General features: G+C 55.3%; 17 protein-coding genes. 11 read left to right on the forward strand and 6 right to left on the reverse strand.

The genetic code is table 11. From position 1 onward, the window contains the following. Nucleotides 1-43: 43 nt before the first annotated feature. The 6 genes from AC6I8I_RS19905 to AC6I8I_RS19930 all read left to right on the forward strand — a co-directional run bounded on the left by AC6I8I_RS19905 (nucleotide 44) and on the right by AC6I8I_RS19930 (nucleotide 6,278). A complete protein-coding gene (locus AC6I8I_RS19905; RefSeq protein ID WP_031376864.1) occupies nucleotides 44-973 on the forward strand; it encodes a RepB family plasmid replication initiator protein in 930 nt (309 codons plus the stop codon). 670 nt (nucleotides 974-1,643) lie between these two features. Continuing rightward, nucleotides 1,644-1,853, forward strand: coding sequence for a hypothetical protein (locus AC6I8I_RS19910; protein WP_312055539.1), 210 nt, complete (start codon nucleotides 1,644-1,646; stop codon nucleotides 1,851-1,853). A gap of 903 nt (nucleotides 1,854-2,756) precedes the next feature. Then, nucleotides 2,757-2,882 (forward strand): hypothetical protein, encoded by a 126-nt coding sequence (locus AC6I8I_RS19915; RefSeq protein ID WP_256377456.1) that lies wholly within the window; start codon nucleotides 2,757-2,759, stop codon nucleotides 2,880-2,882. A gap of 687 nt (nucleotides 2,883-3,569) precedes the next feature. Continuing rightward, the gene (locus AC6I8I_RS19920; protein ID WP_046289285.1) at nucleotides 3,570-4,769 is read left to right on the forward strand and encodes an AAA family ATPase; all 1,200 of its coding nucleotides are present in this window, start codon (nucleotides 3,570-3,572) and stop codon (nucleotides 4,767-4,769) included. A 7-nt stretch (nucleotides 4,770-4,776) separates the two neighbouring features. Next, nucleotides 4,777-5,748, forward strand: a complete 972-nt coding sequence (locus AC6I8I_RS19925; RefSeq protein ID WP_312055540.1) for a ParB family protein — start codon at nucleotides 4,777-4,779, stop codon at nucleotides 5,746-5,748. 224 nt (nucleotides 5,749-5,972) lie between these two features. After that, a complete protein-coding gene (locus tag AC6I8I_RS19930) occupies nucleotides 5,973-6,278 on the forward strand; it encodes a hypothetical protein (RefSeq protein ID WP_497828779.1) in 306 nt (101 codons plus the stop codon). Between the two features lie 863 nt (nucleotides 6,279-7,141). Here the strand turns inward: AC6I8I_RS19930 and AC6I8I_RS19935 are convergent. The 4 genes from AC6I8I_RS19935 to AC6I8I_RS19950 are packed head-to-tail and all read right to left on the reverse strand — an operon-like array spanning nucleotide 7,142 to nucleotide 11,109. After that, nucleotides 7,142-8,152 (reverse strand): transketolase family protein, encoded by a 1,011-nt coding sequence (locus AC6I8I_RS19935; RefSeq protein WP_497828780.1) that lies wholly within the window; start codon nucleotides 8,150-8,152, stop codon nucleotides 7,142-7,144. Nucleotide 8,153: 1 nt separating this feature from the next. Then, the gene (locus AC6I8I_RS19940; RefSeq protein WP_497828781.1) at nucleotides 8,154-8,996 is read right to left on the reverse strand and encodes a transketolase; all 843 of its coding nucleotides are present in this window, start codon (nucleotides 8,994-8,996) and stop codon (nucleotides 8,154-8,156) included. Between the two features lie 12 nt (nucleotides 8,997-9,008). Then, the gene (locus tag AC6I8I_RS19945) at nucleotides 9,009-10,307 is read right to left on the reverse strand and encodes an MFS transporter (protein WP_312757730.1); all 1,299 of its coding nucleotides are present in this window, start codon (nucleotides 10,305-10,307) and stop codon (nucleotides 9,009-9,011) included. A gap of 52 nt (nucleotides 10,308-10,359) precedes the next feature. Then, nucleotides 10,360-11,109, reverse strand: a complete 750-nt coding sequence (locus AC6I8I_RS19950; RefSeq protein WP_312055544.1) for an SDR family NAD(P)-dependent oxidoreductase — start codon at nucleotides 11,107-11,109, stop codon at nucleotides 10,360-10,362. Between the two features lie 197 nt (nucleotides 11,110-11,306). Here AC6I8I_RS19950 and AC6I8I_RS19955 point away from each other — a divergent pair, with 197 nt between their 5' ends. The 4 genes from AC6I8I_RS19955 to AC6I8I_RS19970 all read left to right on the forward strand — a co-directional run bounded on the left by AC6I8I_RS19955 (nucleotide 11,307) and on the right by AC6I8I_RS19970 (nucleotide 16,296). Further along, a complete protein-coding gene (locus AC6I8I_RS19955) occupies nucleotides 11,307-12,209 on the forward strand; it encodes a LysR substrate-binding domain-containing protein (protein WP_312055545.1) in 903 nt (300 codons plus the stop codon). A gap of 219 nt (nucleotides 12,210-12,428) precedes the next feature. Continuing rightward, the gene (locus AC6I8I_RS19960) at nucleotides 12,429-13,880 is read left to right on the forward strand and encodes a sugar porter family MFS transporter (RefSeq protein ID WP_312055546.1); all 1,452 of its coding nucleotides are present in this window, start codon (nucleotides 12,429-12,431) and stop codon (nucleotides 13,878-13,880) included. Between the two features lie 331 nt (nucleotides 13,881-14,211). Then, nucleotides 14,212-14,778, forward strand: coding sequence for a lipid IV(A) palmitoyltransferase PagP (gene pagP / locus AC6I8I_RS19965; RefSeq protein ID WP_497820703.1), 567 nt, complete (start codon nucleotides 14,212-14,214; stop codon nucleotides 14,776-14,778). An 18-nt stretch (nucleotides 14,779-14,796) separates the two neighbouring features. Next, entirely contained in the window at nucleotides 14,797-16,296 is a 1,500-nt protein-coding gene (locus tag AC6I8I_RS19970) for an alpha/beta hydrolase (RefSeq protein ID WP_497828782.1), read from the forward strand. Between the two features lie 34 nt (nucleotides 16,297-16,330). On the opposite strand, the gene AC6I8I_RS19975 is transcribed toward AC6I8I_RS19970, so the two are convergent. After that, nucleotides 16,331-17,185, reverse strand: coding sequence for an aldo/keto reductase family oxidoreductase (locus tag AC6I8I_RS19975; protein WP_497828783.1), 855 nt, complete (start codon nucleotides 17,183-17,185; stop codon nucleotides 16,331-16,333). A 95-nt stretch (nucleotides 17,186-17,280) separates the two neighbouring features. Here AC6I8I_RS19975 and AC6I8I_RS19980 point away from each other — a divergent pair, with 95 nt between their 5' ends. Next, on the forward strand, nucleotides 17,281-18,195 hold the full coding sequence (locus tag AC6I8I_RS19980; RefSeq protein ID WP_497820705.1) for a LysR substrate-binding domain-containing protein: 915 nt from the start codon (nucleotides 17,281-17,283) through the stop codon (nucleotides 18,193-18,195). On the opposite strand, the gene AC6I8I_RS19985 is transcribed toward AC6I8I_RS19980, so the two are convergent. Then, complete coding sequence (locus tag AC6I8I_RS19985; protein WP_497828784.1) at nucleotides 18,179-22,774, reverse strand: ATP-dependent helicase; 4,596 nt, start codon at nucleotides 22,772-22,774, stop codon at nucleotides 18,179-18,181. The two genes, AC6I8I_RS19980 and AC6I8I_RS19985, sit on opposite strands and share 17 nt — an antisense overlap. Between the last annotated feature and the right edge of the window lie 58 nt (nucleotides 22,775-22,832).

Genomic DNA, 22,832 nt, shown 5'->3' on the forward strand with positions numbered 1-22,832 from the left:
CAGAAAACGATCCCTTTCATCCACAGAATGAAGATCTCAAGCCATGGCAGATAAAGACAGTGAAAACAAAGCGTTACTAGAACCTTTTCTGTCGGTGACCAAAAACAGTGGTGAAGTTATTCAGCTTCATCCCAACAAGAATAATACGGTCCAGCCTGTTGCCTTAATGCGGTTAGGATTGTTTGTTCCGACGCTGAAATCGACTGCGCGCGGTAAATCGGGTGCGATGGCTTCAACCGATGCGACCAAGGAGCTGAAAAACCTCTCGCTGGTGAAAGCCGAAGGCTATGAAAAGATTACCATCACCGGCGCGCGACTGGATATGGATAACGACTTTAAAACCTGGGCTGGCATTATCCAGTCCTTTTCGCGTTATCCGACCAAAGGCGACACGGTGACGCTGCCGTTTATCGATTTTGTGAAGATGTGTGGCATTCCTTCTGCCAACTCCTCTGCCGCGTTGCGTAAGCGACTGGATGCCTCTCTGCGTCGTATTGCGACCAATACCCTCTCTTTTGAAGGCAATGGCAAGGCGTACCATACGCACCTGGTGCAGTCCGCCTATTACGACCGTGAGAAAGACATCGTTCGTATTCAGGCCGATCCTAAGCTATTTGAACTGTATAACTTCGATCACAAGGTCTTACTGCAGCTGCGGGCTATCTCACGGCTCAAGCGTAAAGAGTCAGCGCAGGCGCTTTATACTTTCCTCGAAAGTCTGCCGACCAATCCTGCACCCATCTCCCTCGCTCGTTTGCGGATGCGTCTGAACCTCGGTTCTAAAACCACCACCCAAAATCACGTAGTGCGCCGTGCAATGGAGCAGTTGAAAGAGATTGGTTATCTTGATTATTCAGAGGTGAAACGCGGCCGCTCGGTATTCTTTATCATCCACAGCCGTACGCCGAAACTTGATGGCATCAGTAATCTGGAGAGCATTGACTCGCTGGATGAGATTGAATTCGACGACTGACCTCACCATTCACTGCAATCAGTTACTGTGCGTTGCAGTGTCACTTTCAGCCGAAACGTGACACTGCGTCTTTTCCCCGTTTTTCCCTCCCGTTCACTGTAATCAGTTCCCCTGTCACTGTTCACTGCAATCAGTAACGTTCACTGTAATCAGCAAACCTCAATCAGGCGAATAGATCCTCCTGCGGGGGTGTTAATGAAAATCATTAAATAACAGTTCTTTACTGGTTAGTGAGTGCTCGCTTCATTTTGTTTTCTTCATGCCGGTCGCTGCGTTTACCCGCTTTACTGATTACAGTGAATGTTCCCGGCAGGTAAACGCGGGTCTGCTGATTACAGTGAACCCTTTACCACAGCGCATTACTGATTACAGTGAATGATAGGGCCTAAATCACTGAGCTATAAGATTATTAACTGACTCAGTGCCTTTGAGCAGGCTATTACGCTTACCGGCAAAGTTTTTCAGGATAATCAGTGACAAACGTGACAGGGTTCGCAAAATCGCTGATTACAGTGAACGTTAAAGACCTGTGCCCGCCTCCCCTGACGTGACTGAGCATCGCTGCCAACATGATTGTTGTGACCTCCGCCGTAAGTGATGGCAAGGAAACCGGATGGATTACTGATTACAGTGAACGTTGCGCACGGTTTGTTCTCCGGCTGGATACGCTGTGAATAAAACGCTGCTTATGGCAGCAAAGCGAAAGCGTTTCCAGGATGTCCTACTGATTACAGTGAATGGTCTGCTGATTACAGTGAATGTTTGTGGCGTTGTGCTGGCTGAAAGAGAACGAGCTAATCGGACTACTGATTACAGTGAATGTCTGGTTGCGATTCTGAATGCGGATTACGGGCTGATCGGCTTCATCCGTGGTAATTAGTTCAGCTGTTTGAGCGTAGCTGTGACTGGCTGGAAAGCTGATGGTGCTCTGCTCTGCTCCATGAGTGGCAGGCGGTCTGACGTTGACTGCTTAGGCGTAATGCTGAAGCTCTGGAATAAAGTCTAAGGGTTGCGGGCGTAGGGTTAATGATTGTGACTTCTGGCTACGAGCTACGAGCTACGAGCTACGAGCTACGAGCTACGAGCTACGAGCTAAATTTTCAGGCTCAAAGCGTAGGTTAAGACATCACGGTTTTGCATCCATGTCAGTGTCAGGGCTCAGGATTGAAAGCTCACGCCTCACGATAAGCAGGCAAGCTCACGGGCTGGAAAACTGCGGTTGTGCTGGTCGATTCGGCGCTTAAGGCACGAGGCAAAGGCTGAGGATGCTGCACGCTGGGATAGCGCTTAAGGCATACGGCAAAGGCTGAGGATCCTGCTCGCTGGGTTTAGCGCTTTAAGTTAGCGACAGGTCTACGGCTCTCGTTCAGGGGCCACATCTGATGCCTCAGAATCAACGCCAGAAGCGCTAAGCTCAGTTCAGGTCTCGTTTCAAAGGTCAGACAGGTCAAGCCAACACACGGCGCTGTATGCCTTTTGGGTGCCTGCATTACGCGGGATGGCAGCCGGGTGACAGTCTGCATGTCTGATGCACTTTGAATAAGCCCGCCGTTCTGTCGAAGGTGGTTTACTGATTACAGTGAACGTTACGAGCAACGCGCGTATATTTTACTGATTATAGTGAACGCTGAGTTGTCATGATAATGCTGCGCTACTGATTATAGTGAACGTTTGACGCTTTGCTCGCTCTTCATCTCTGTCAGCAATAGAGCCAGCCAGTTAGTCAGCGCTCAATGATTAAACAGTTAGCCTGACGCCTGCTGAGATTTGCTGATTACAGTGAATGTTTGCCGGATTTCCCTGCTGCATTATCGCCAACAGTCACCCGGTTACTGACTACAGTGAACGTTCAGCAAGTTTCGTTGCCGGTCGCATCATGCTGCAAAGCTTTGTCGGTGGATTTTACTGATTACAGTGAACGTTACATAAACCGTTTCTCGTAATGCCATAATGCTGGGTGTTGGGTGTTGGGTGTTGGGTGTTGGGTGTTGGGTGTTGGGTGTTGGGTGTTGGGTGTTGGGTGTTGGGTGCTGGGTGCTGGGTGCTGGGTGCTGGGTGCTGGGTGCTGAGTGCTGGGTGACATCAATTCATCACCGTGCTTAGCTACGTATGGTTCCCCCAGAAAAGCCAGTAAAGGCACCGTTCAGCGGTCACTGCCGGGGGCTTCTGCTCATATCGCTACTACCATGCTGACAGGTGCTACTGATTACAGTGAATGTTTGAACCCGTTCCGGACTATTATTCTCCCTGCTCTCCCTGCTCTCCCTGCTCTCCCTGCTCTCCCTGCCAGTCCCGCTCCCCTCTTCCTTTTGTGCCCTGTTCTCTCCTTAACCGGCAAACTCAATCCTCATTACCTTAGCCAGACCCTACCGGTTACTGATTACAGTGAATGTTCTGAAGCCGATCTACTGTTTACAGTGAACGTTCAGCTCACTGGAGAGGCTTTAAGTAAATCAGCATAGCGACGATAATGTGATGAAGCTCACCATAACCAGCCTGACTACACAAATACGAGCTTTACGTTGAGAAGATAAATTATTGCCTCATGTGCAGGATTTCTGTATAAAGTCATAAATCCTACATGTCTGGAGCAACTATGGCTAACGATGATAAGCAGGTAATGAAGGTGGCGCAGCGTTCAGAACGCATGCTGCTAAGCCTAACCGAGCAAATTCAGGCGCAAAAACAAGAGTTACACGAAAACACTTATTATCAGGTCTATGCCAAAGCGGCGTTAGCCAAGTTGCCTAAATTGACCCGTGCCAGTGTGGATTACGCGGTTAATGAGATGGAAGAGAGTGGCTACCAGTTTGATAAACGCGCAGCCGGTTCATCGGTAAAGTATGCGATGTCGATTCAAAACATCATCGACATTTACCACCACCGCGGTGTGCCTAAGTACCGTGACCGTCACGCTGATGCTTATACTTTGTTCGTGGGTAACCTGAAAGGTGGCGTCTCTAAGACGGTTTCCACCGTTTCGCTGGCACACGCGCTGCGCGCCCATCCCCATCTTTTGTTTGAAGATTTGCGCATACTGGTGATTGATCTCGATCCGCAGTCATCGGCCACCATGTTTTTGAATCACGAGCGTTCAGTTGGCCTGGTGGAAGCAACTGCGGCACAGGCCATGCTGCAAAATGTCAGCCGCGATGAGCTGGTGAATGAATTTATTGTCTCATCGATCATCCCGGGCGTTGATGTGCTGCCGGCATCTATCGACGACGCCTTTATTGCCTCACGCTGGGATGAATTATGCGCTGAGCATCTGCCCGGTCAAAACGTCCATTCAGTGCTGTATGACAACGTCATCGCTAAACTGAAGAAGGATTATGACTTCATCTTTATTGATAGCGGTCCCCATCTGGACGCTTTCCTGAAGAACGCTATTGCCGCGTCAGACCTGCTGATGACGCCGGTACCGCCTGCTCAGGTTGATTTCCATTCAACCCTGAAGTACCTCACCCGTTTGCCAGAGCTGATTGGCATCATTGAAGACTCGGGAGCAACCTGTCGGCTGCAAGGCAACATCGGCTTTATGTCGAAACTCTCAAACAAGGCGGATCACAAACTGTGTCATAGCCTCGCCAAAGAAATCTTTGGTGGAGACATGCTGGACGCAGCCCTTCCCCGTCTTGACGGCTTCGAACGGTGCGGTGAATCATTCGACACCGTGATCTCAGCAAATCCTTCGACTTATGTCGGCAGTAGCGAAGCATTAAAAAATGCGCGTTCGGCTGCTGAGGATTTCGCTAAAGCGGTTTTTGACCGTATCGAATTTATTCGCCTGAACTGAGGTTTGTATGAGCGCAAAAAGAATTACGATTGGCAGAACCTTCAGCCAGACTCCGCTGGATAATGACAACAAAGGTGACCAGCACAGCCAGACCTTTGTGCTGGCTACCGGCAAGCGCGCACTGTTTCGCTTTGAGCGCATCGCCGCAAATGAAGTTGAAACTAAAACCTTTGTTACGATGGAAACGAACGGCCGCGACCAGGCCGGGCTGACGCCGGATTCACTGCGTGACATTATTCGCACCATAAAACTGCAACAGTTCTTCCCGGCTATCGGGATAATGCGAAACGACCGGATAGAAATCCTCGATGGTTCACGTCGTCGTGCTGCGGCAATTTATTGCAAAACCGGTCTTGATGTTCTGATCAGCGATGCAGAAATCAGCGCTGATGAGGCGCGTCGTCTGGCGCAGGATATTCAGACTGCGCGTGAACACAATCTACGTGAAGTGGGCATGCGGCTGTTAGCGCTAAAAGATGGCGGTTTGTCGCAGAAAGAGATCGCCGAGAATCAGGGTTTATCGCAGGCTAAAGTGACGCGAGCATTACAGGCGGCCAGCGTTCCGGCTGAATTGATTTCGCTGTTCCCCAACCATTCTGAGCTAACCTATCCAGACTACAAAGCGTTGTTGCAGGCTGCAGATAAACTCAGTGAATCCGGACAAACGGTTGAAGCGCTAATTGATTCAATCTCGATGGAAATTGATGTGATCTGTTCGCGTGATGGTCTGGCTGAGGATGAGCTTAAAAACCATATCCTGCGTTTGATTCGCCATGGCAGCCAGACATTGATAAAAGAACCAGAAAAAGATAAAACGCAGGCGACAACGCTTTGGTCATTTGCTGACAAAGATCGTTTTGCCCGTAAGAAGGTTCGCGGTCGGATGTTTAGCTATGAGTTTAATCGCCAGTCGAAAGAGTTGCAGGAAGAGCTGGATAAAGTCATTGCTGAGACACTGAAAAAATATCTCTCTCGTTAATTGCTCATCGGACAATCAAGCCAGCGCTCGTCGCTGGCTTTTTTTATGTCTGCAGCCAGCAAAAATTCGCTGCGTCCTGCTCTGAAGGTGAATTTCAGGCTGAAATCGCCAGCTTTTCATTTATGAGTAATGTTGTATGTATTTGATATATTTGAATTAAAATTGATATATGGCAGTGAAATTCAGGCTGAAATCGCCAGATTTCATTTCACACCGCCAGCGAAATGGCAGACTTCCCTGCCAAAGCCAAAGCCAAAGCCAAAGCCAAAGCCAAAGCCAAAGCCAAAGCCAAAGCCAAAGCCAAAGCCAAAGCCAAAGCCAAAGCCAAAGCCAAAGCCAAAGCCAAAGCCAAAGCCAAAGCCAAAGCCAAAGCCAAAGCCAAAGCCAAAGCCAGAGCCAGAGCCAGAGCCAGAGCCAGAGCCAGAGCCAAAGCGGCAGATTACATTTTTTTCTGCACGTTTTTATTCAGTCTGCCAGCCCAAAACAATCACCGCTTTGCAATAAAAAAATTCAGCCAGCTGGTTCATTAGTAACCACTTAACCTTAATTTTACATTCGCTGAAACCGGTTCTGTCCCTGACAATCCGGCTACTGTAAAGGCCGCTGCCGGCAATAAATTTATACGCCAGGGCTATTTCGTTATTAAATGATTGTTTTTAATACATAAATATTATGAATTTCAGCCTGAAATCGCCACTATTTCACGCCTTAAAAGCTTGATCCTGTGCGCCCGGACGAAGCGACGAGTAAATAAAATATGCATTTTAGGTCAGCAGCGAAGCCGCGTAAGCCCAGAGAAAAAAGATACTCAGAAAATATCCCTCAGTTATCCACAGAAAAAGTGGATAACTTTTTTTGGATTAAAAAACTTCACTCTCTGCCCGTTATTCTGACGATTGCCGATCGTGCATTTTGCGGCTGCTGGCTCAGTCTCATAAAACATGTTGTCATCAGGATATGTCCACCAGACCGAACAACGATATCGGTTCCTGCGCTGCAAACTGACGTTCACTGCGATCGGTAACGGTGCTTTGGATAACACTGCTCCAGCCTCGCGGCCACCTTCATTGCCGCTGCTCGCAGGCAGCAGATCGATAACTGCTCCGTTTGCTGTTTACAGTGAATAGCGTTTTTCGATTGAAAATCCGGACTCCATTGCCTGAACCGGATAAGAACAAACGCTGTTGCCCAGTGGTGCGCAGAATTCAGCTTATGCTTTGTTGTCAGAAATTCGCTGACCACTGCAATCAGTAGAGAAGGTTCGGATGAGCGCCGTTTAATCGCTCATCTCCGACGGAACGGGAATTCAGAGATAGCGGGCTGAAGAAAATTGCAGGAAGCAGAAACCAGAAAGAAGAAAAAAAAACCGGGCCAGGCCCGGTTTCGATGCGGATTAGCCCGCCAGCCAGGCGGTGATTTGCTTGACCATCGCCTCGGTAGAGATGCCATAACGATCATGCAGCGTTGGCAATGCACCTGCCGCCAGAAACGCATCCGGCAGTGCGATTTGTTTAAAGCGCGGCGTGACATTATTACGCATCAGTACCCCGGCAATCGCCTCGCCTAACCCGCCTACTACCGAGTGATTCTCAGCCGTGATCACCAGCCGATTCATGTCGACCGCTTCCCCCGCTTCGCGCAGGATGGTCGCTTCATCCAGCGGCTTGATGACCGGTGAATGCACCACCCCCACCTCAATGCCCTGTTTCTCCAGCGCCTCGGCGGCTTCCAGCGCCCGCATCGTCATTAACCCGCTGCTGATGATCACCGCATGCTTACCGCCACGCAGACGCTGAGCTTTACCGTGCTGATAGCGATAGTCATATTTATCCAGCACCAGCGGGACCTTACCACGCAGCAGCCGCAGATAAACCGGACCCTGATGTTCTGCGATGGCGGGCACCACCTGGCTAATCTCCAGCGCATCGCAGGGATCGATAATGGTGAGATTAGGCATCCCACGGAAGATAGCCAGATCCTCGGTGGCCTGATGACTGGGGCCGTAACCGGTGGTCAGGCCGGGCAGCGCACAGGCAATTTTGACGTTCAGATTTTCTTCGGCGATTGCCATACAGATAAAATCATAGGCCCGGCGTGAAGCAAACACGGCATAAGTGGTGACGAACGGGGTAAAGCCTTCGCGCGCCATCCCGGCCGCTGCGCTCATCAGCAATTGTTCCGCCATACCCATCTGATAGAAGCGTTCAGGAAACGCATCAGCAAACAGATGCAGGTCGGTGTACTTGCTCAGGTCAGCCGTCATACCGACCACATCAGGCCGTTGCTGCGCCAGCGAGACCAGCGCATGTCCAAACGGTGCAGAGACCGTGGGCTGACCTTCGGCGGCGATCGACGCAATCATTGCTGAGGTTGTCAGGCGTTTTTTCTGTGGTTGTGAATTCATCTCAGACTCCTTGCTCTAGCGCGGTCAGGGCTTTATCCCACTCATCGGCATCGACCCGAATAAAGTGCGTTTTCTCACGACTCTCCAGAAAAGAGACGCCTTTACCCATCCGGGTATCGCAAATAATCACCCGGGGTTGCGGCGCCGGCCAGCTACAGGCGGCATCAAAGGCTGTCTGTAACGCTGTAATGTCATTGCCATCAACCCGCTGCGTATACCAGCCAAAGGCCTGCCAGCGATCGACGATCGGCTCGAAGGCGAGAATCTCGCTGCTGTGACCATCGGCCTGTTGGTTGTTGACGTCGATAATGGCGATCAGATTATCCAGCTGCCAGTGCGAGGCAGACATCGCCGCTTCCCAGGTCGAGCCTTCATTAAGCTCGCCATCAGAGAGCAGGTTAAAAACCCGCGCCGTCGAACCTTTCTGCTTCAGTCCGAGGCAGGCACCAACGGCGATACCCAGCCCATGACCGAGTGAGCCACCGGTGATCTCCATTCCTGGGGTATAGGCTGCCATTCCCGACATCGGTAAGCGGCTTTCATCGGTGCCGTAAGTTTCACGTTCCGTTACCGGTATCACACCCGCTTCCAGCAGCGCGGCATACAGCGCGATAGCGTAATGGCCAATCGACAGGTAGAAACGATCGCGCTGTTCCCAGTCAGGCTGGTCGGCACGATAGTTCATGGCGTGAAAATAGCTAACCGCCAGTAAATCGGCTGCACCGAGGGCCTGGCCGATATAGCCCTGTCCCTGTACCTGACCCATCAGTAAGGCATGGCGGCGGATATTGGTGGCGCGTTGTTGCAGCGAAAGACCGGAAGATGCGTGCAGATGGTCAGTCATGTTACCTCCTGTTTAACGATTAACGTCTGCTGCCCGGATGCGCAGCACGCACAGCGCACCACCCAACAGTACGGCAGCAATAAAATACATGCCCGTCGCGGGCGAGCCGGTTGCCGTGGTGATGGCACCTATCAGCCACGGCGAGAAGAAACCTGCCAGGTTGGCAATGCAGTTGACGGCGGCGATACCTGCGGCAGCAGAAACACCACCCAGCAGATTGGTTGGCAACATCCAGAACAGCGAAGAAGCGGAAAGAATCCCGGCGGCGGCGATACACAGCGAGAGCAGTGATAAAGAGACGCTGTGGCTCATTAAGGTCGCCAGCGACAAGCCGATAAGCCCCACCAGCATCGGGATCACCAGATGCCAGCGGCGCTCACGATGACGATCGCCACTGCGACCGGCCAGCAGCATAAAAATGATGGCGCACAGGTAGGGCAGGCTGGTCAGCAGGCCAATATGCAGCGGCTGACTGACGCCTGAGTTTCTCACCAGGGTGGGCAACCAGAAGGTCAGGGCGTACTGGCCCATCACCACGCAAAAATAAATCAGCGCCAGCAGCCACAGGCGCTTATCTGCGATAAACGCTTTTACCGTGCTGTGACAGGCTTTCTGCTGATTATCCTCATCAAGATCGGCGCGAACCCGGCGTTTTTCCTCATCATCCAGCCAGTCCGCCTGCTCAACGCGATCTTTCAGCACCAGCAGCACCACTACACCCATTGCAATAGTTGGGATAGCCTCCAGCAGGAACATCCATTGCCAGCCTGCCCAGCCATGAAAGCCGGCAAAGGTGGCCATAATCCAGCCAGAGAGCGGGCCGCCGATCATCCCGGAGAGCGGAATGGCAATAAACCACAGCACCGTCATGCGGGCGCGTCGGTAGGAGGGGAACCAATAGGTGAGATAGAGCAGCAAGCCCGGTGCGAGGCCCGCCTCGGCGATACCCAGCAGGAAGCGCAGCAGATAGAACTGCCATGCCGTTTCAACCAGCGCGAACAGCGCCGAGATCAGGCCCCAGGTGATCATGATGCGGGCAATCCAGCGGCGAGCGCCGACCCGATGCAGGATCAGATTACTGGGAACTTCAAAAAAGAAGTAGCCGATGAAGAAGATCCCGGCGCCCAGTCCGTAGACCGTTTCGCTCAGCGACAGGTCGTCCATCATCTGTAATTTAGCGAAGCCGACATTCACGCGGTCAAGGTAGGCGCAGAGATAACACAGCATCAGCCAGGGCATTAAGCGCCAGGCAATTTTGCGATAGGTGAGATCGCGCGCAGCAGAGGCTGCGCTCAGGTTAAGCGTGGTCATGGTATTCACTCCCGGTATAAGCCCGCCGAGTGCGGGCAGGGCAGGGCGCTCGTTAGTGGATCAGCATGCCGCCGTTGACGTCCAGCGTGATGCCGGTCAGGTAACCGGAGAGATCGCTGGCGAGAAACAACGCAGCATTGGCGACATCGCTGGCTGCACCGAGGCGGCCAAGCGGAATACCGTCGATGATGGCGTGGCGGCGCTCATCCTGCAGCAGGCCGCCGGTGATGTCGGTCTGGATCAGGCCGGGGGTAATCGCATTGATACGAATCTGGTCGGGGCCAAACTCGCGCGCCATCGCTTTGGTTAAGCCCAGCACGCCGGCTTTGGCTGCGCTGTAGTGCGGACCGCCAAAAATACCGCCGCCGCGCTGCGCGGAGACGGAGGAGAGACAGACAATACTGCCGCTTTTTTGCTGCTGCATGGTGGGGATCACCGCCTGTGACATCAGCAGCGTGCCGCGCAGGTTCACATCGAGAATGCGATTGTAATCTTCCACGCTAATGTCCAGCGTTTTTACCGGCTGGGTGATACCGGCATTGTTGACCAGCACATCAATGCGGCCGTAGTGCTCAAGCACCTGCTCAATCGCCCGGCGCACCGAAAGCGGATCGGTCACGTCTGCGGCCAGCCCCAGATGGCCATCACCGCACCCCAGCGCACTGGCTCTGGCCGCCTGCAGGTCTAAATCCAGTACCACGACGCGGGCACCGTGTTGAGCAAAACAGGCGGCTGTTGCACGGCCGATGCCGCGTTGAGAAGCCGCACCTGTGATAATCGCAACTTTATTTTCAAGTAACATGGTCCACTCCAGAAGAATAATTATTAGTGGTTCGGTATGCCTACCGGCAGGGTCACGATCAGAATTGATAAAGCCATCGATATTGGCAATGCAAAAAAATTCATTTGATGCTGAATGAATTTGTTGGTTTGATGCAGTTAACATTTCTGCGGTTTAAAAATGGGCATACATCACAAATTTTTGGCATGGAGAAAGAGATGGATAAGCAGGCGGACCACTTACCGTCGATTAAATCGCTGCGGGTTTTTGAGCAGGTTGCTCATTTTGGCAATGTGGCGCGCGCGGCGGAAGAATTAAGCATTACGCCTTCCGCGGCCAGTCATCAGCTGGCAAAACTGGAGCGGGAACTGGGCTGCATCCTGTTTAATCGCTCGGCAAAAGGAGTGGTGCTGACGCTGGCGGGCGAACATTACCTGAAAGAAATCAGCCCGATACTACTGGGTCTGGCGCAGGCGACGGCGCGCATCAGCAATGAGAAAGCACGCAGCAATTTACGCATTCACTGTGCCCCCAGTTTTGGCCTGCTGTGGCTGCTGCCGCGCATCCATAAATTCCGTGACAGCTATCCCGAATTCCAGTTGACGCTCTCCTGCTCCTACGAAAATTTATCTTTCAGCCGCGATAATATTGATATTGCGGTGCGTCACGGTTTTCCGGACTGGAAATCATTCGATATTAAAACCATCCGCCATGAAAGAATGTCGGTACTGGCTTCGCCCGATTATTTAGCCCGTCATCCGGTTACTCAGGCCGGTGATTTAATTAATCATGCATTGATATTATCGGAATCACCGCTTATTCAGTGGCCGCAGTGGTTTGCTGCTCAGCAGTTGCCCCAGCCAGATAATGAATGGCTATTTCGCTTTGACCGTTCCTATATGAGCCTGGAAGCAGCCATGCTGGGCCATGGGCTTATTTTTGAAAGTGAGTTGCTGGCGGAAGATTATTTACGCAGCGGTAAACTGGTCAGAGTTTTGCCTGAGCACTACAGCCTGCCGGTCAGCGCGCACCATCTGGTCTACCCGCGCGGATTTGCACAGTTTCCCCGCGTCAGCCACTTCCTTTGCTGGATTCAGAGCGAGCTTAACGAGTTAATATAATGTTAAATTAAGTTTCGCATCATCACTATACCGGCCCTGCTGCCGGTCATATTTCAGCACACCGTTTTGTAATTAAATATCCCGTCAGAAAAAGCGCATTGCTAAAGCTAATTCAAAAATACCGTCTACACTTCATCTCCCAATCGGTAAATATGTTCCATTTCTATTCCGTATGAAATTTAATCAGCGGATGTTTAACTTGTTAATGGCAGGGTAATTATGAGTACGAATACACCAGATTCTGGTGAAGCGGGCGAACACGCGCCTGCCGATACGGTACGCCAGCGTATTTTTTTAGTGGTGCTGGTGGCCACTATGGGTGCGCTGGCTTTCGGTTATGACACCGGGATTATTTCGGGTGCCTTACCTTATATGACCTCACCGCCGGATCAGGGCGGATTGGGGCTTAATTCCTTCACTGAAGGACTGGTGGCTTCCTCATTGGTGTTCGGCGCGGCTATCGGCTCGTTCCTGAGCGGCTTCTTCTCCGATCGCTTCGGGCGTCGCATCACGCTGCGCAGTCTGGCCGTGCTGTTTGTGCTTGGCTCGCTGGGCACGGCGCTGGCGCCGTCGGTCAATGTGATGGTGGCGATGCGTTTCCTGCTCGGTATCGCGGTCGGCGGGGGATCGTCTACCGTGCCGGTGTTCATCGCTGAAATTGCCGGGCCACGCCTGCGTGCGCCGCTGGTCAGCCGTAATGAGCTGATGATTGTTACCGGACAGCTGATTGCCTACGTAGCCAGTACTCTGCTGAGCTATCTGCTGCACGATGAGCATCTGTGGCGTTACATGCTGGCGATCGCCATGGTGCCGGGCCTGTTGCTGTTCATCGGGACCTTCTTTGTGCCAGCCTCGCCTCACTGGCTGGTGGCCGAAGGCCGCCTTAAAGAAGCGAAAAAAATCCTCAAATACCTGCGCGAAACGCCGCGTGAAGTGCGTCATGAAATGGCGCAGATGAAGAAGCAGGCAAGGGCGGCAGAGCGCGGACCTGATGCAAAAACCCTGATCCGCGAGAAATGGGTGATCCGTCTGATGATCATCGGTGTTGGATTGGGCTTTGTTGCCCAGTTCACCGGGGTGAATGGCTTTATGTATTACACTCCGATCATCCTTAAACAGACCGGACTGGGCACCAGCGCCTCAATTGCCGCGACCATCGGTAACGGGGTAGTTTCGGTTGTGGCCGCCATTGTCGGTATCTGGGCGGTCAGCCGCTTCCCGCGCCGGGCGATGCTGATTACCGGCCTCTGTCTGGTGATCACTTCGCAGGTTCTGCTCGGTGTGGTGATGACCTTCATCAGCCCGAGCCTGATGCAGAGCTACCTTGCCCTGGGCTGTATTCTGCTGTTCCTGTTTTGTATGCAGATGTGCATCTCGCCGGTTTACTGGCTGATGATGTCGGAACTGTTCCCGATGCAGTTGCGTGGCGTGTTAACCGGTGGTGCAGTCTCATTACAGTGGATCTTTAACGCGATAGTCGCCTTTGGCTTCCCGCCGATCATGGAATATGCCGGCAGCACCACCTTCTTCATCTTCGCTGCGATCAACGTAGGCTCGCTGATCTTTGTTATGGCGATGGTGCCTGAGACGCGCGGCAAGAGTCTGGAAGAGATTGAGTCACATATGAAAGAGAAGTTTGGCGAAAATTCTGAAGTGGCGAACGCCAGCTAATTTTTTCCGCCAGCGACACAGCAAAACCGGACTGAACCCAGTCCGGTTTTTTTTGCTCTGATGCGCGGTAGCCGCGTCATAGCTGGCCGGCACCACGTATCTCCTCTGTCTTACATTCACTGTAATCAGTAGAGCAGCACCATTTAACATTCGCGCATCGCTGGCGATTTCAGCCTGAAATTCTGCTTGCTGGCCGATCGTCGCGGCGGATGCTGACCGGTATTACCTGGCTCAGCAGCGAAGTAAGCGAAGCATGACCGCTGACAATCTGCATCTCAGGCGCTGCGCTATACTGATTCGACATGAGCTGCGTGCGCTGAAGGGACCTGCCATGAAAACTGCCATTGCAACGGTATTGCTTACCTCGACGCTGGCCGCCGGGCCGCTTTATGCTGAAACCGCCGTTTCATCACTTTCCTCGTGGTGGGACGGCGTGACGGATGATGTCGCCACAACGTGGAATGAGCCGCAGCACACCGATCTATATCTGCCGTTTATCAGCTGGCATGCCCGCTTCATGTATGACAAAGAGAAAACTGACCACTATAACGAGATGCCGTGGGGCGGTGGCCTGGGGATTTCACGTTACAACGACAGCGGCAACTGGAGTGCGTTATATGCGATGGCGTTTAAAGACTCGCATAATAAATGGCAGCCGATTGTCGGTTATGGCTGGGAAAAAGGCTGGTATCCGGGCGCAAGTCAGGACTTCCGGTTGGGCGCGGGACTGACCGCAGGTATTACGGCGCGCGATGATTTCGGCGGATATATTCCGTTGCCGATCGTACTGCCGCTGTTCTCTGCAGGTTATAAGGCACTTAATCTGCAGTTCACCTATATTCCCGGTACCTATAACAACGGCAATGTCCTATTTGCCTGGTTCCGTTATGGATTTTAATTTCTCAGGAAAGGATGCATGAGCAGGACATTAACTATTATTGCCCGCTGGGCCAGACGCATCACCCTCGGTGCCGCGCTGCTGTTGATACTGTTGCTGATTCTTCGGGTCTATGAGGCCGGGCGCGGACCTGAATTACACCGCTGGCACACCTGGGTCCCGCATGAGTTAAGCGTCGGGCAACTCGATCACGCCAGCTACGCCGATTACCTGACGGCAGAGAACCGGCTGTTCGATGAGATGAAACGGCAGGTCAGCGACAAGCTGGAGGCGGATGAGAAAACGCCGCTCAATCGTTACTACGCCCACAGCATGATCTACCCAGAAAGCTTTGAGCGTGACTGGAACCGTTCTTACGTGCTGCGACCGGCAGGAGTACCGCGAGGTGCGGTGGTATTACTGCACGGCCTGACCGACAGTCCTTACAGCCTGCGCCATGTAGCCGAAGCCTATCAGCAGCAGGGTTATGTGGCGGTGGCGTTGCGGTTACCCGGTCACGGCACGGTCCCGGCGGGCCTGACCGATGTGGACTGGCAGGACTGGCTGGCCACCACGCGGTTAGCGGTACGCGAAGCGACCCGGCTGGCCGGTGAGAACACGCCGCTGCATCTGGTTGGATTTTCAAACGGCGGGGCGCTGGCGGTCAAATACACCCTCGACACCCTGACCGATCACCATTTACGCCGCCCGCAGCAGCTGATCCTGCTGTCACCGATGATTGGGGTAACCCGCTTCGCCAGGTTTGCCGGTATCGCCGGGCTGCCTTCCATCTTTCCTGCTTTTTCCAAAACCGCCTGGCTTAACATTGTGCCGGAGTTCAATCCCTTCAAATACAACTCCTTTCCGGTACACGCGGCCCGCCAGACCTATTTACTCACCCAGGCGCTGCAAAAGCAGATTGCGCAGGAAGCGCGCAGTCAGCAGCTGGCGGATTTCCCGCCGGTGCTGACCTTTCAGTCGGTAATGGACTCGACCGTCAGCACTCCGTCGGTGATCCGCTCTCTGTATAATTATTTGCCGGATAACGGCAGTGAGCTGGTATTGTTCGATATCAATCAGGCGGTCAGCGTCAGCCCGCTGTTCCGTCACTCCTCTTACACTGCCGTTAATCAATTGCTGCCGGCTGCCCGACGTTTATATGCCTCAACGGTGATTACCAACGCCTCAGCAACCTCGCTAAAGATGGTGACTAAAACCGTGCGTGCCGGTGAGACCATTGAACAGACGCAACCGCTGGCGATTAATTACCCGGCCGGTCTCTATTCGCTATCGCACGTCGCGATCCCGTTTCCGCCACAGGATGGGTTATATGGCAGTGAGCCGGCAGAAAAAAATCAGTTCGGCATCAGCTTTGGCACCCTGTCGCTGCGCGGCGAGAGTGCGGTGCTGATTGTCGGCCTCGACTCGATTATGCGTGCCACATCGAATCCGTTTTATCCCTATATGATCGACAGAATCGATCATCACATCAGCTGTAGCGATCGGCCGCAGCTGACGGAATGCCTCAGGCGCTTCTGAGGCATTCCAGCGGCAAAAAAACTGGCGAGCGGTTTCAGATGCCGTTAAGTTTTTCCATAATCTCATCGGTTAAGGTCAGACGGGCGCTGGCGAGGTTCTCCTGCAAATGCTCAGGTGAGGAGGTGCCAGGGATCAGCAGAATATTGGGCGAACGGCGCAGCAGCCAGGCGAGCGCCACCTGCATTGGCGTGGCATTCAGCGACGTGGCAACTTCATTCAGTTGGGTCGACTGCAACGGTGAGAAACCGCCCAGCGGAAAGAATGGCACGTAGGCGATCTGCTGTTGTGCCAGCTGGTCGACCAGCGCATCATCCTGACGATTTGCCAGGTTATACATGTTTTGCACGCAGACAATCGGCGTCATGGTCTGCGCCTCGGCAATCTGCTGCTGCGTCACGTTGCTCAGACCGATATGCCGGATCAGTCCGCGCGATTGCAGTTCCAGCAATGCCGCCAGCTCCGGTTCCAGCGAACCCTCTTTGGGCTTCGCGGCATTAAACATGCTGCGCAGATTCACCACCTCGATCACATCCAGTCCCAGATGACGGAGGTTATCTTCTACCGCCTGGGTCAGCGCTTCCGGCTCCATCGCTGGCAGCCAGCCTCCTTTATCATCCCGTCGGGCGCCGACTTTCGTCACAATGCACAGCTCTTGTGGGTAAGGATGCAACGCTTTTCGGATCAGCTTGTTGGTTTCGTGCGGGCCGTAAAAATCACTGGTATCAATATGATTAACCCCTGCGGCAACGGCATCATGCAGCACCTGAATGGCCCGCGCTTCATCTTTGACCGGGCCGAAGACGCCCGGTCCAGCCAGTTGCATAGCACCGTAGCCTAAACGGTTAACGACACGATCGCCCAGCTGATACGTCATGGTGGTGTATGACATGGAAACCTCCTGCGTGAATGTAGATTGATTGTAACGGTGATTCAGCTGTGCAACTATCCGGTGAAATCGGCACAGACTGTACGGAGTACTGCACAATGGCGGTGGATATTGCGTTGCTGGAAGCGGTGGTGGCGGTGGCGAAAGCTGGCGGGTTCCGCGAGGCGGCTCGCGTGAGCGGCAGTAACGCCTCACGCCTGAGCGAGGCGGTGCGCCGGGCAGAGCAGCAGCTCGGTATCCGGTTGTTTCATCGCACCACGCGCACGGTGGTGTTAACGGAAGCGGGCAGGGCGCTGATGGAACGCCTGCTACCGGCGATGAATGAGGTCAATGCCGCGCTGGATGCGATCAATCTTTATCGCAATACACCCGGTGGGACGCTGCGGCTGAACGTACCGGTGAGCGCCACGCGGCTGGTGTTGCCGGCGCTGATCCCGGCGTTTCTGCGGCGTTATCCCGATATTCAGCTGGAGATTGTCGCCGAAAGTAACGTTCAGGATGTGTTCCGCGACGGCTGCGATGCCGGCATTCGCTACGATGAACGGCTGGAGCAGGATGTGGTGGCGCTGCCGATTGGCCCCCGGATTCAGCGGTTTGCAGCGGCCGCCTCTGCCGATTATCTGGCTGAAAAGGGGCGTCCGACCCATCCGCGCGATCTGATCGATCATCGTTGCCTGCGCGGCCGTTACGCCAGCGGCGTGATGCCGGACTGGGAGTTCAGCCGGGATGGCACCAACCTGAGCGTGCAGGTTAGCGGGCCGCTGGTGGTGAGTGTCGGTGGCGCAGTCGATCTGGCTGTTGAGGCGGCGATGGCCGGTAGCGGCATCGTTTATCTGTTTGAAGAGTGGCTGCGACCCGCTTTTGAGAGCGGCAAACTGGAACCGTTGCTACAGCCGTGGTGGCTCAGCTTCTCCGGGCCGTGGCTTTATTACCACGATCGCCGGTTAATTCCGGCACCGTTACAGGCTTTTATCGATTTTGTTCGTGAAGATAATCTCAGCCGTACCAGCTAAATCCCTGTGGCACCCGCGAAAAGCCAGCATGGCGCAGCACGCTGAGTAACGGCGACTGCGACACCGGCTGACCGTTAACCGTTTCCAGCGTAAAGCTCAGCGATTTTTCGCGTTTCAGTGCCACCGCCAGTGCGGCGATGGCGGCATGCTGTTGCGCGTCATCATCGGTGAAAAGCAGCAGATCTTTTCCGCCCTGCGGCAGATACAGAGCCAGCTTGCCAGCGGCGATCACCACCCGCGCGCCCAGACGTCGCACCGGACGTACTCCGCTCGGATGAAGCGGCCAGCCCAGCGTCGCGCCAAACGGATTCGCCGGATCCATCGCCGCCAGCGCCACGGCTGCGGTGGTTTCCGCCGGTTGCTGCGCCAGTTCACGCAGTCGCTCAATGGTCACGGCGTCAGCGAACTGCGTGCCGCCAGCGCCGGTAATAAAGCGCCCACGCATAATCCGTCCGGCATCCTCCATACCGCGTAATACCGGCTGTAACGCGGGAAAGCCGCCTGGGATCTGTTCTGAAATCGCGCTACCACGGCTGATGACGCCATAGCGGTCGAGCATATTTTCCGCCAGCGCGAGCGCCTGTCGGGTCGGCGAGATTTCCCGGCGAGTGAGACGTGACCAGCGACCGGCAATAGTGTTGACCCCGGGACCCCGCCCCGGCAGCGCGGACGGGGTGAAGCGCTGGCCGTGACGGGTCCGCAGCGTTCGCGTCGGCCGTGAACGTGTCGCGCCAGACGATCCCAGCAGTCCGCGCAACGCTATCCAGCTGTCGGTGGCGATCGCGCCCTGCCACACCAGTTGCCACAGCGCGGCATAAACCTCAGCGGACGGCGGCGATTCCGGCCCGTCGAGTTTTGCCATAATCTCGTGGGCGAACCACGCGCCGCCGTGACTGAGCGCCTCCAGGATCGCCTGCTGTAATGCTGTCAGCGGTTGTGCTGAATCGAATGGCGGCAAGGTCTCAGCGGCAAACTCGCTCAGATGCAGCGAGACCAGACCGTCGTTGTTACCCAGTGCCTTATGCCCACACCAGATCACGTCACCGCTGGCGAGTAGCTCATCAAGCATCGCTGGCTGGTAATCGCGAATGCGGGCGCGGAGGATCTGCGACTCCCACAGCGATGCCGGCAGCGCCACTGCCGCCAGCTGCTCAATCACCCGCGCCAGTCCGTCGACATCCTGGTAAACAGCCTGGGCAACCGGAGACGGCTCACGGGTGAAGGCCGCCGCCGGATTGAGTACGCCGTGTCGCTCCAGCAGTAACGTCACCCAGGCAGTGGGAGGGACCGGGCGGGTCGCCTCGCGTGCTGATTGCAGTGAACGTAGCCGAAGCCGTTTAAAAATGTCGGATGAGACCCAGACGCTGCCAGCCGGGCTGGTTCCGCTACTCATGTGCAGCAGTTTGCCTTGTTCGCGTAACGGCTGCAGTGCGCTGTTGATCACCGCGACGCCTGCGCCATAGCGATCGGCAAGCTGCTGCGCGCTGAACTGGGCGTGGGTACGGGCATAACGGGTGATTAAATCGCGCAGCGGATCGGGCAGCGGTTGTAAAAAGGTAGCAGGCAAATTATCAGGGATGATGGTCGCAAGCGCATCGCGCAGACGGGCAGCATCTTCCACCACCGCCCAGCGCGCCTCACCGGCAAGGGTGACCGGAATGACCCGCTGTGCCGCGGTAAACTGCCGTAACGCCGCCGCCACATGTTGCCGATCGCCGTGGAAACGCGCTTCAATTTCAGCTCGCGACAGCGGGCCGAGTTCGCGCAGCAGATCGACGATGCCTTCGGCATGCTGAGCCTGATAACGTGGGTCCAGCCGCTGTAACTCCTGCTCGACCTGTCCGACAACGGCGGGAGCCAGTAAATCACCTTTATCGGTCTGACCCAGCAGTTCACCCAGCAGGTGACTGTCGAGCGCCAGTAAAGAGGCATGGCGCTCTGCCTGTGGCGCATCGCTGGCATAGATAAATTCTGCCACATAGCCAAACAGCAGCGGCGCCGCGAACGGCGAGGGAACGTCAGTTGTGACCTCAACAAACTGCACGCTTCCCTGCTGTATCTGATTCATCAGACGGTGCAGGGCGGACAAATCGTACACATCCTGCAGACACTCGCGCGCGGTCTCAATCAGGATTGGGAAATCCTGATACTGGCGAGCCACTTCCAGCAGCTGGCCGGCCCGTAAACGCTGTTGCCAGAGTGGAGATCGTTTACCCGGATTGCGTCTCGGCAGCAGTAACGCCCGGGAAGCGCATTCACGAAAGCGGGCAGCGAACAGTGCTGAGCCGCCGATGGTGTCAGAAACACGCTGCGTCAGGTTATCGGCATCAAACACAAACAGTTCCGCGCCTGGCACCCGACCTTCGCTGTCGGGAAAACGGGCAACGATGCCATCGTCGCTGGCGACCACGGACGCATCCATGCCGAGGTGCTGCTGAATACGTGCCGCAATCGCCAGCGCCCAGGGCGCATGGATGCGTTGTCCCCAGGGTGAATGCAGGATCACTCGCCAGTCACCGCTTTCATCACGGCAGCGCTCAAGCACTAAGGTGCGGTCGCTGGGAAGAACGCCGGTGGCGGCGCGCTGTTCTGCCAGTAACGACAGCAGATTGTTGACCGCATTGTCATCCAGCCCGAGTGAACGCAGATAACGTTGTGACTCGACGGGCGTTGCGCTATCAATCTGACGCAAAAAAACCGCCAGGCTGGCACCCGCATCGGCAGCCCGGCCAATGCCTTCGCCGCGCCAGAACGGCAGGCGTGCGGATCGGCCTGGCGCTGGCACCACCACTACCTGATCGTGAGTTATCTGCTGGATCCGCCATGACGTTGCGCCGAGGGTGATGATGTCATTCACCCGCGATTCATACACCATCTCTTCATCCAGCTCGCCGACCCGGCGCGATCCTGACTGCTCTTCGCCCTCCGGCAGAATGACGTTGAACATGCCGCGATCGGGAATGGTGCCGCCGCTGGTGACGGCCAGATGCTGGGTGCCGGGCCGCGCCGTTAACAGGCCGCTTTGGCGATCCCAGACCAGGCGGGGACGCAGATGAGCGAAATCATCCGAGGGAAACTTGCCGGCCAGCATATCCAGCGTGGCGTCGAACACGCGGCGTGACAGGGTGCGGAACGGATCGGCACGCCGCACTCGTTCAAACCATTCATCCGCCTGCAATGGCTCCATAGCGACCGCTGCCAGCGTCTGCTGCGCCAGAATGTCCAGCGGGTTACGCGGCGGCGAAAGGGCATCAAGCTGACCGTTCTGCATCGACTGTACCGTCACGGCGGCGTCAAGCAGATCGCGGCGGGTACGGGGAAACAGGATACCGGTCGAGGCTCCGCCAACCTGGTGTCCGGCCCGGCCAACCCGCTGCAGCGCGCTGGCCACGGACAACGGCGCGCCGACCTGAATTACCAAATCGACCGGCCCCATATCAATGCCAAGTTCCAGGCTCGACGTCGCCACCACACAGCGCAGTTCGCCCTGTTTCAGCGCCGACTCGATTTCACTGCGCTGCTCTTTCGACACTGAACCGTGGTGGGAGCGCGCAATAACGGCAGGCGCGCTGTCGCTGCGATTCTGGCTGCCGCCGGAAAAGGAGTCATATTGCTGCGCCGGATGCGGCTGTCTTTCCGCTGGCTGCGTCGCCGCGTAGCGTTCATTCAGCCGCGCGGTCAGTTTTTCTGCCAGCCCGCGTGAGTTAGCAAACACCAGCGTGGCACGATGCGCCATGACCAGCTGCAGAATGCGTGTCTCAATGTAGGGCCAGATAGATCCGCCCGCCACGCTATCGGGTTTCGGATCGCTGGCGATATCGGTCATGTCGGTCACCGGCACTTCAATGCTGAGATGCAAGGTGCGGCCAGCGGCGGGATTTACCACCTGGGTCGGCTGACAGCCGCCAAGGAATGCCGCCACCCGTTCGACCGGGCGTACCGTGGCGGACAGGCCAATGCGCTGAGCGGGCTGCGGCAGTAAGGCATCAAGCCGCTCAAGGCTGAGCGCCAGTTGAGAGCCGCGCTTTGATCCCGCTACCGCATGCACTTCATCTACAATCACCGTGGTGACGCCCTGCAAGGTGTCGCGGGCTTTTGAGGTCAGCATCAGAAACAGCGATTCCGGGGTTGTAATCAGAATGTCCGGCGGCCGTCGCAGCAGTTTTGCCCGCTCCGCGCTGGGCGTATCGCCGGATCGCATCCCGACCTGCAGTGTTATCTCTGGCTCGCCCTGTTGCTGACGTTCGGCAACCACACCGGCCAGCGGCACATTGAGGTTACGCTGCACATCAGCCGCCAGCGCTTTAACCGGCGATATGTACAAAATGCGGGTGGTGGTCTGGCGATCAGGCGCAGGCTGCCCGGTGCGTAACTGGAACAGCGAATCGATTGCGGTCAGGAAGGCCGCCAGAGTTTTCCCCGAGCCGGTTGGCGCAATCACCAGACAGTGCTGACCGCTGGCAATAGCCTGCCATGCCGATTGCTGCACCGGCGTGGGTGCGTCAAAGGCGGTGGAGAACCAGCGCCGTGTGGCGGGTGAAAACAGCGCTAAAGCATCATCAGAACGGGAATCAGGCATGATATTTATGGCGTTACGCCTCGACAGCGCTCAGTGAATCAACCCGTTGAGTGTAAAT

The organism is Pantoea sp. X-Soil-YNGN-775, assembly GCF_059730575.1.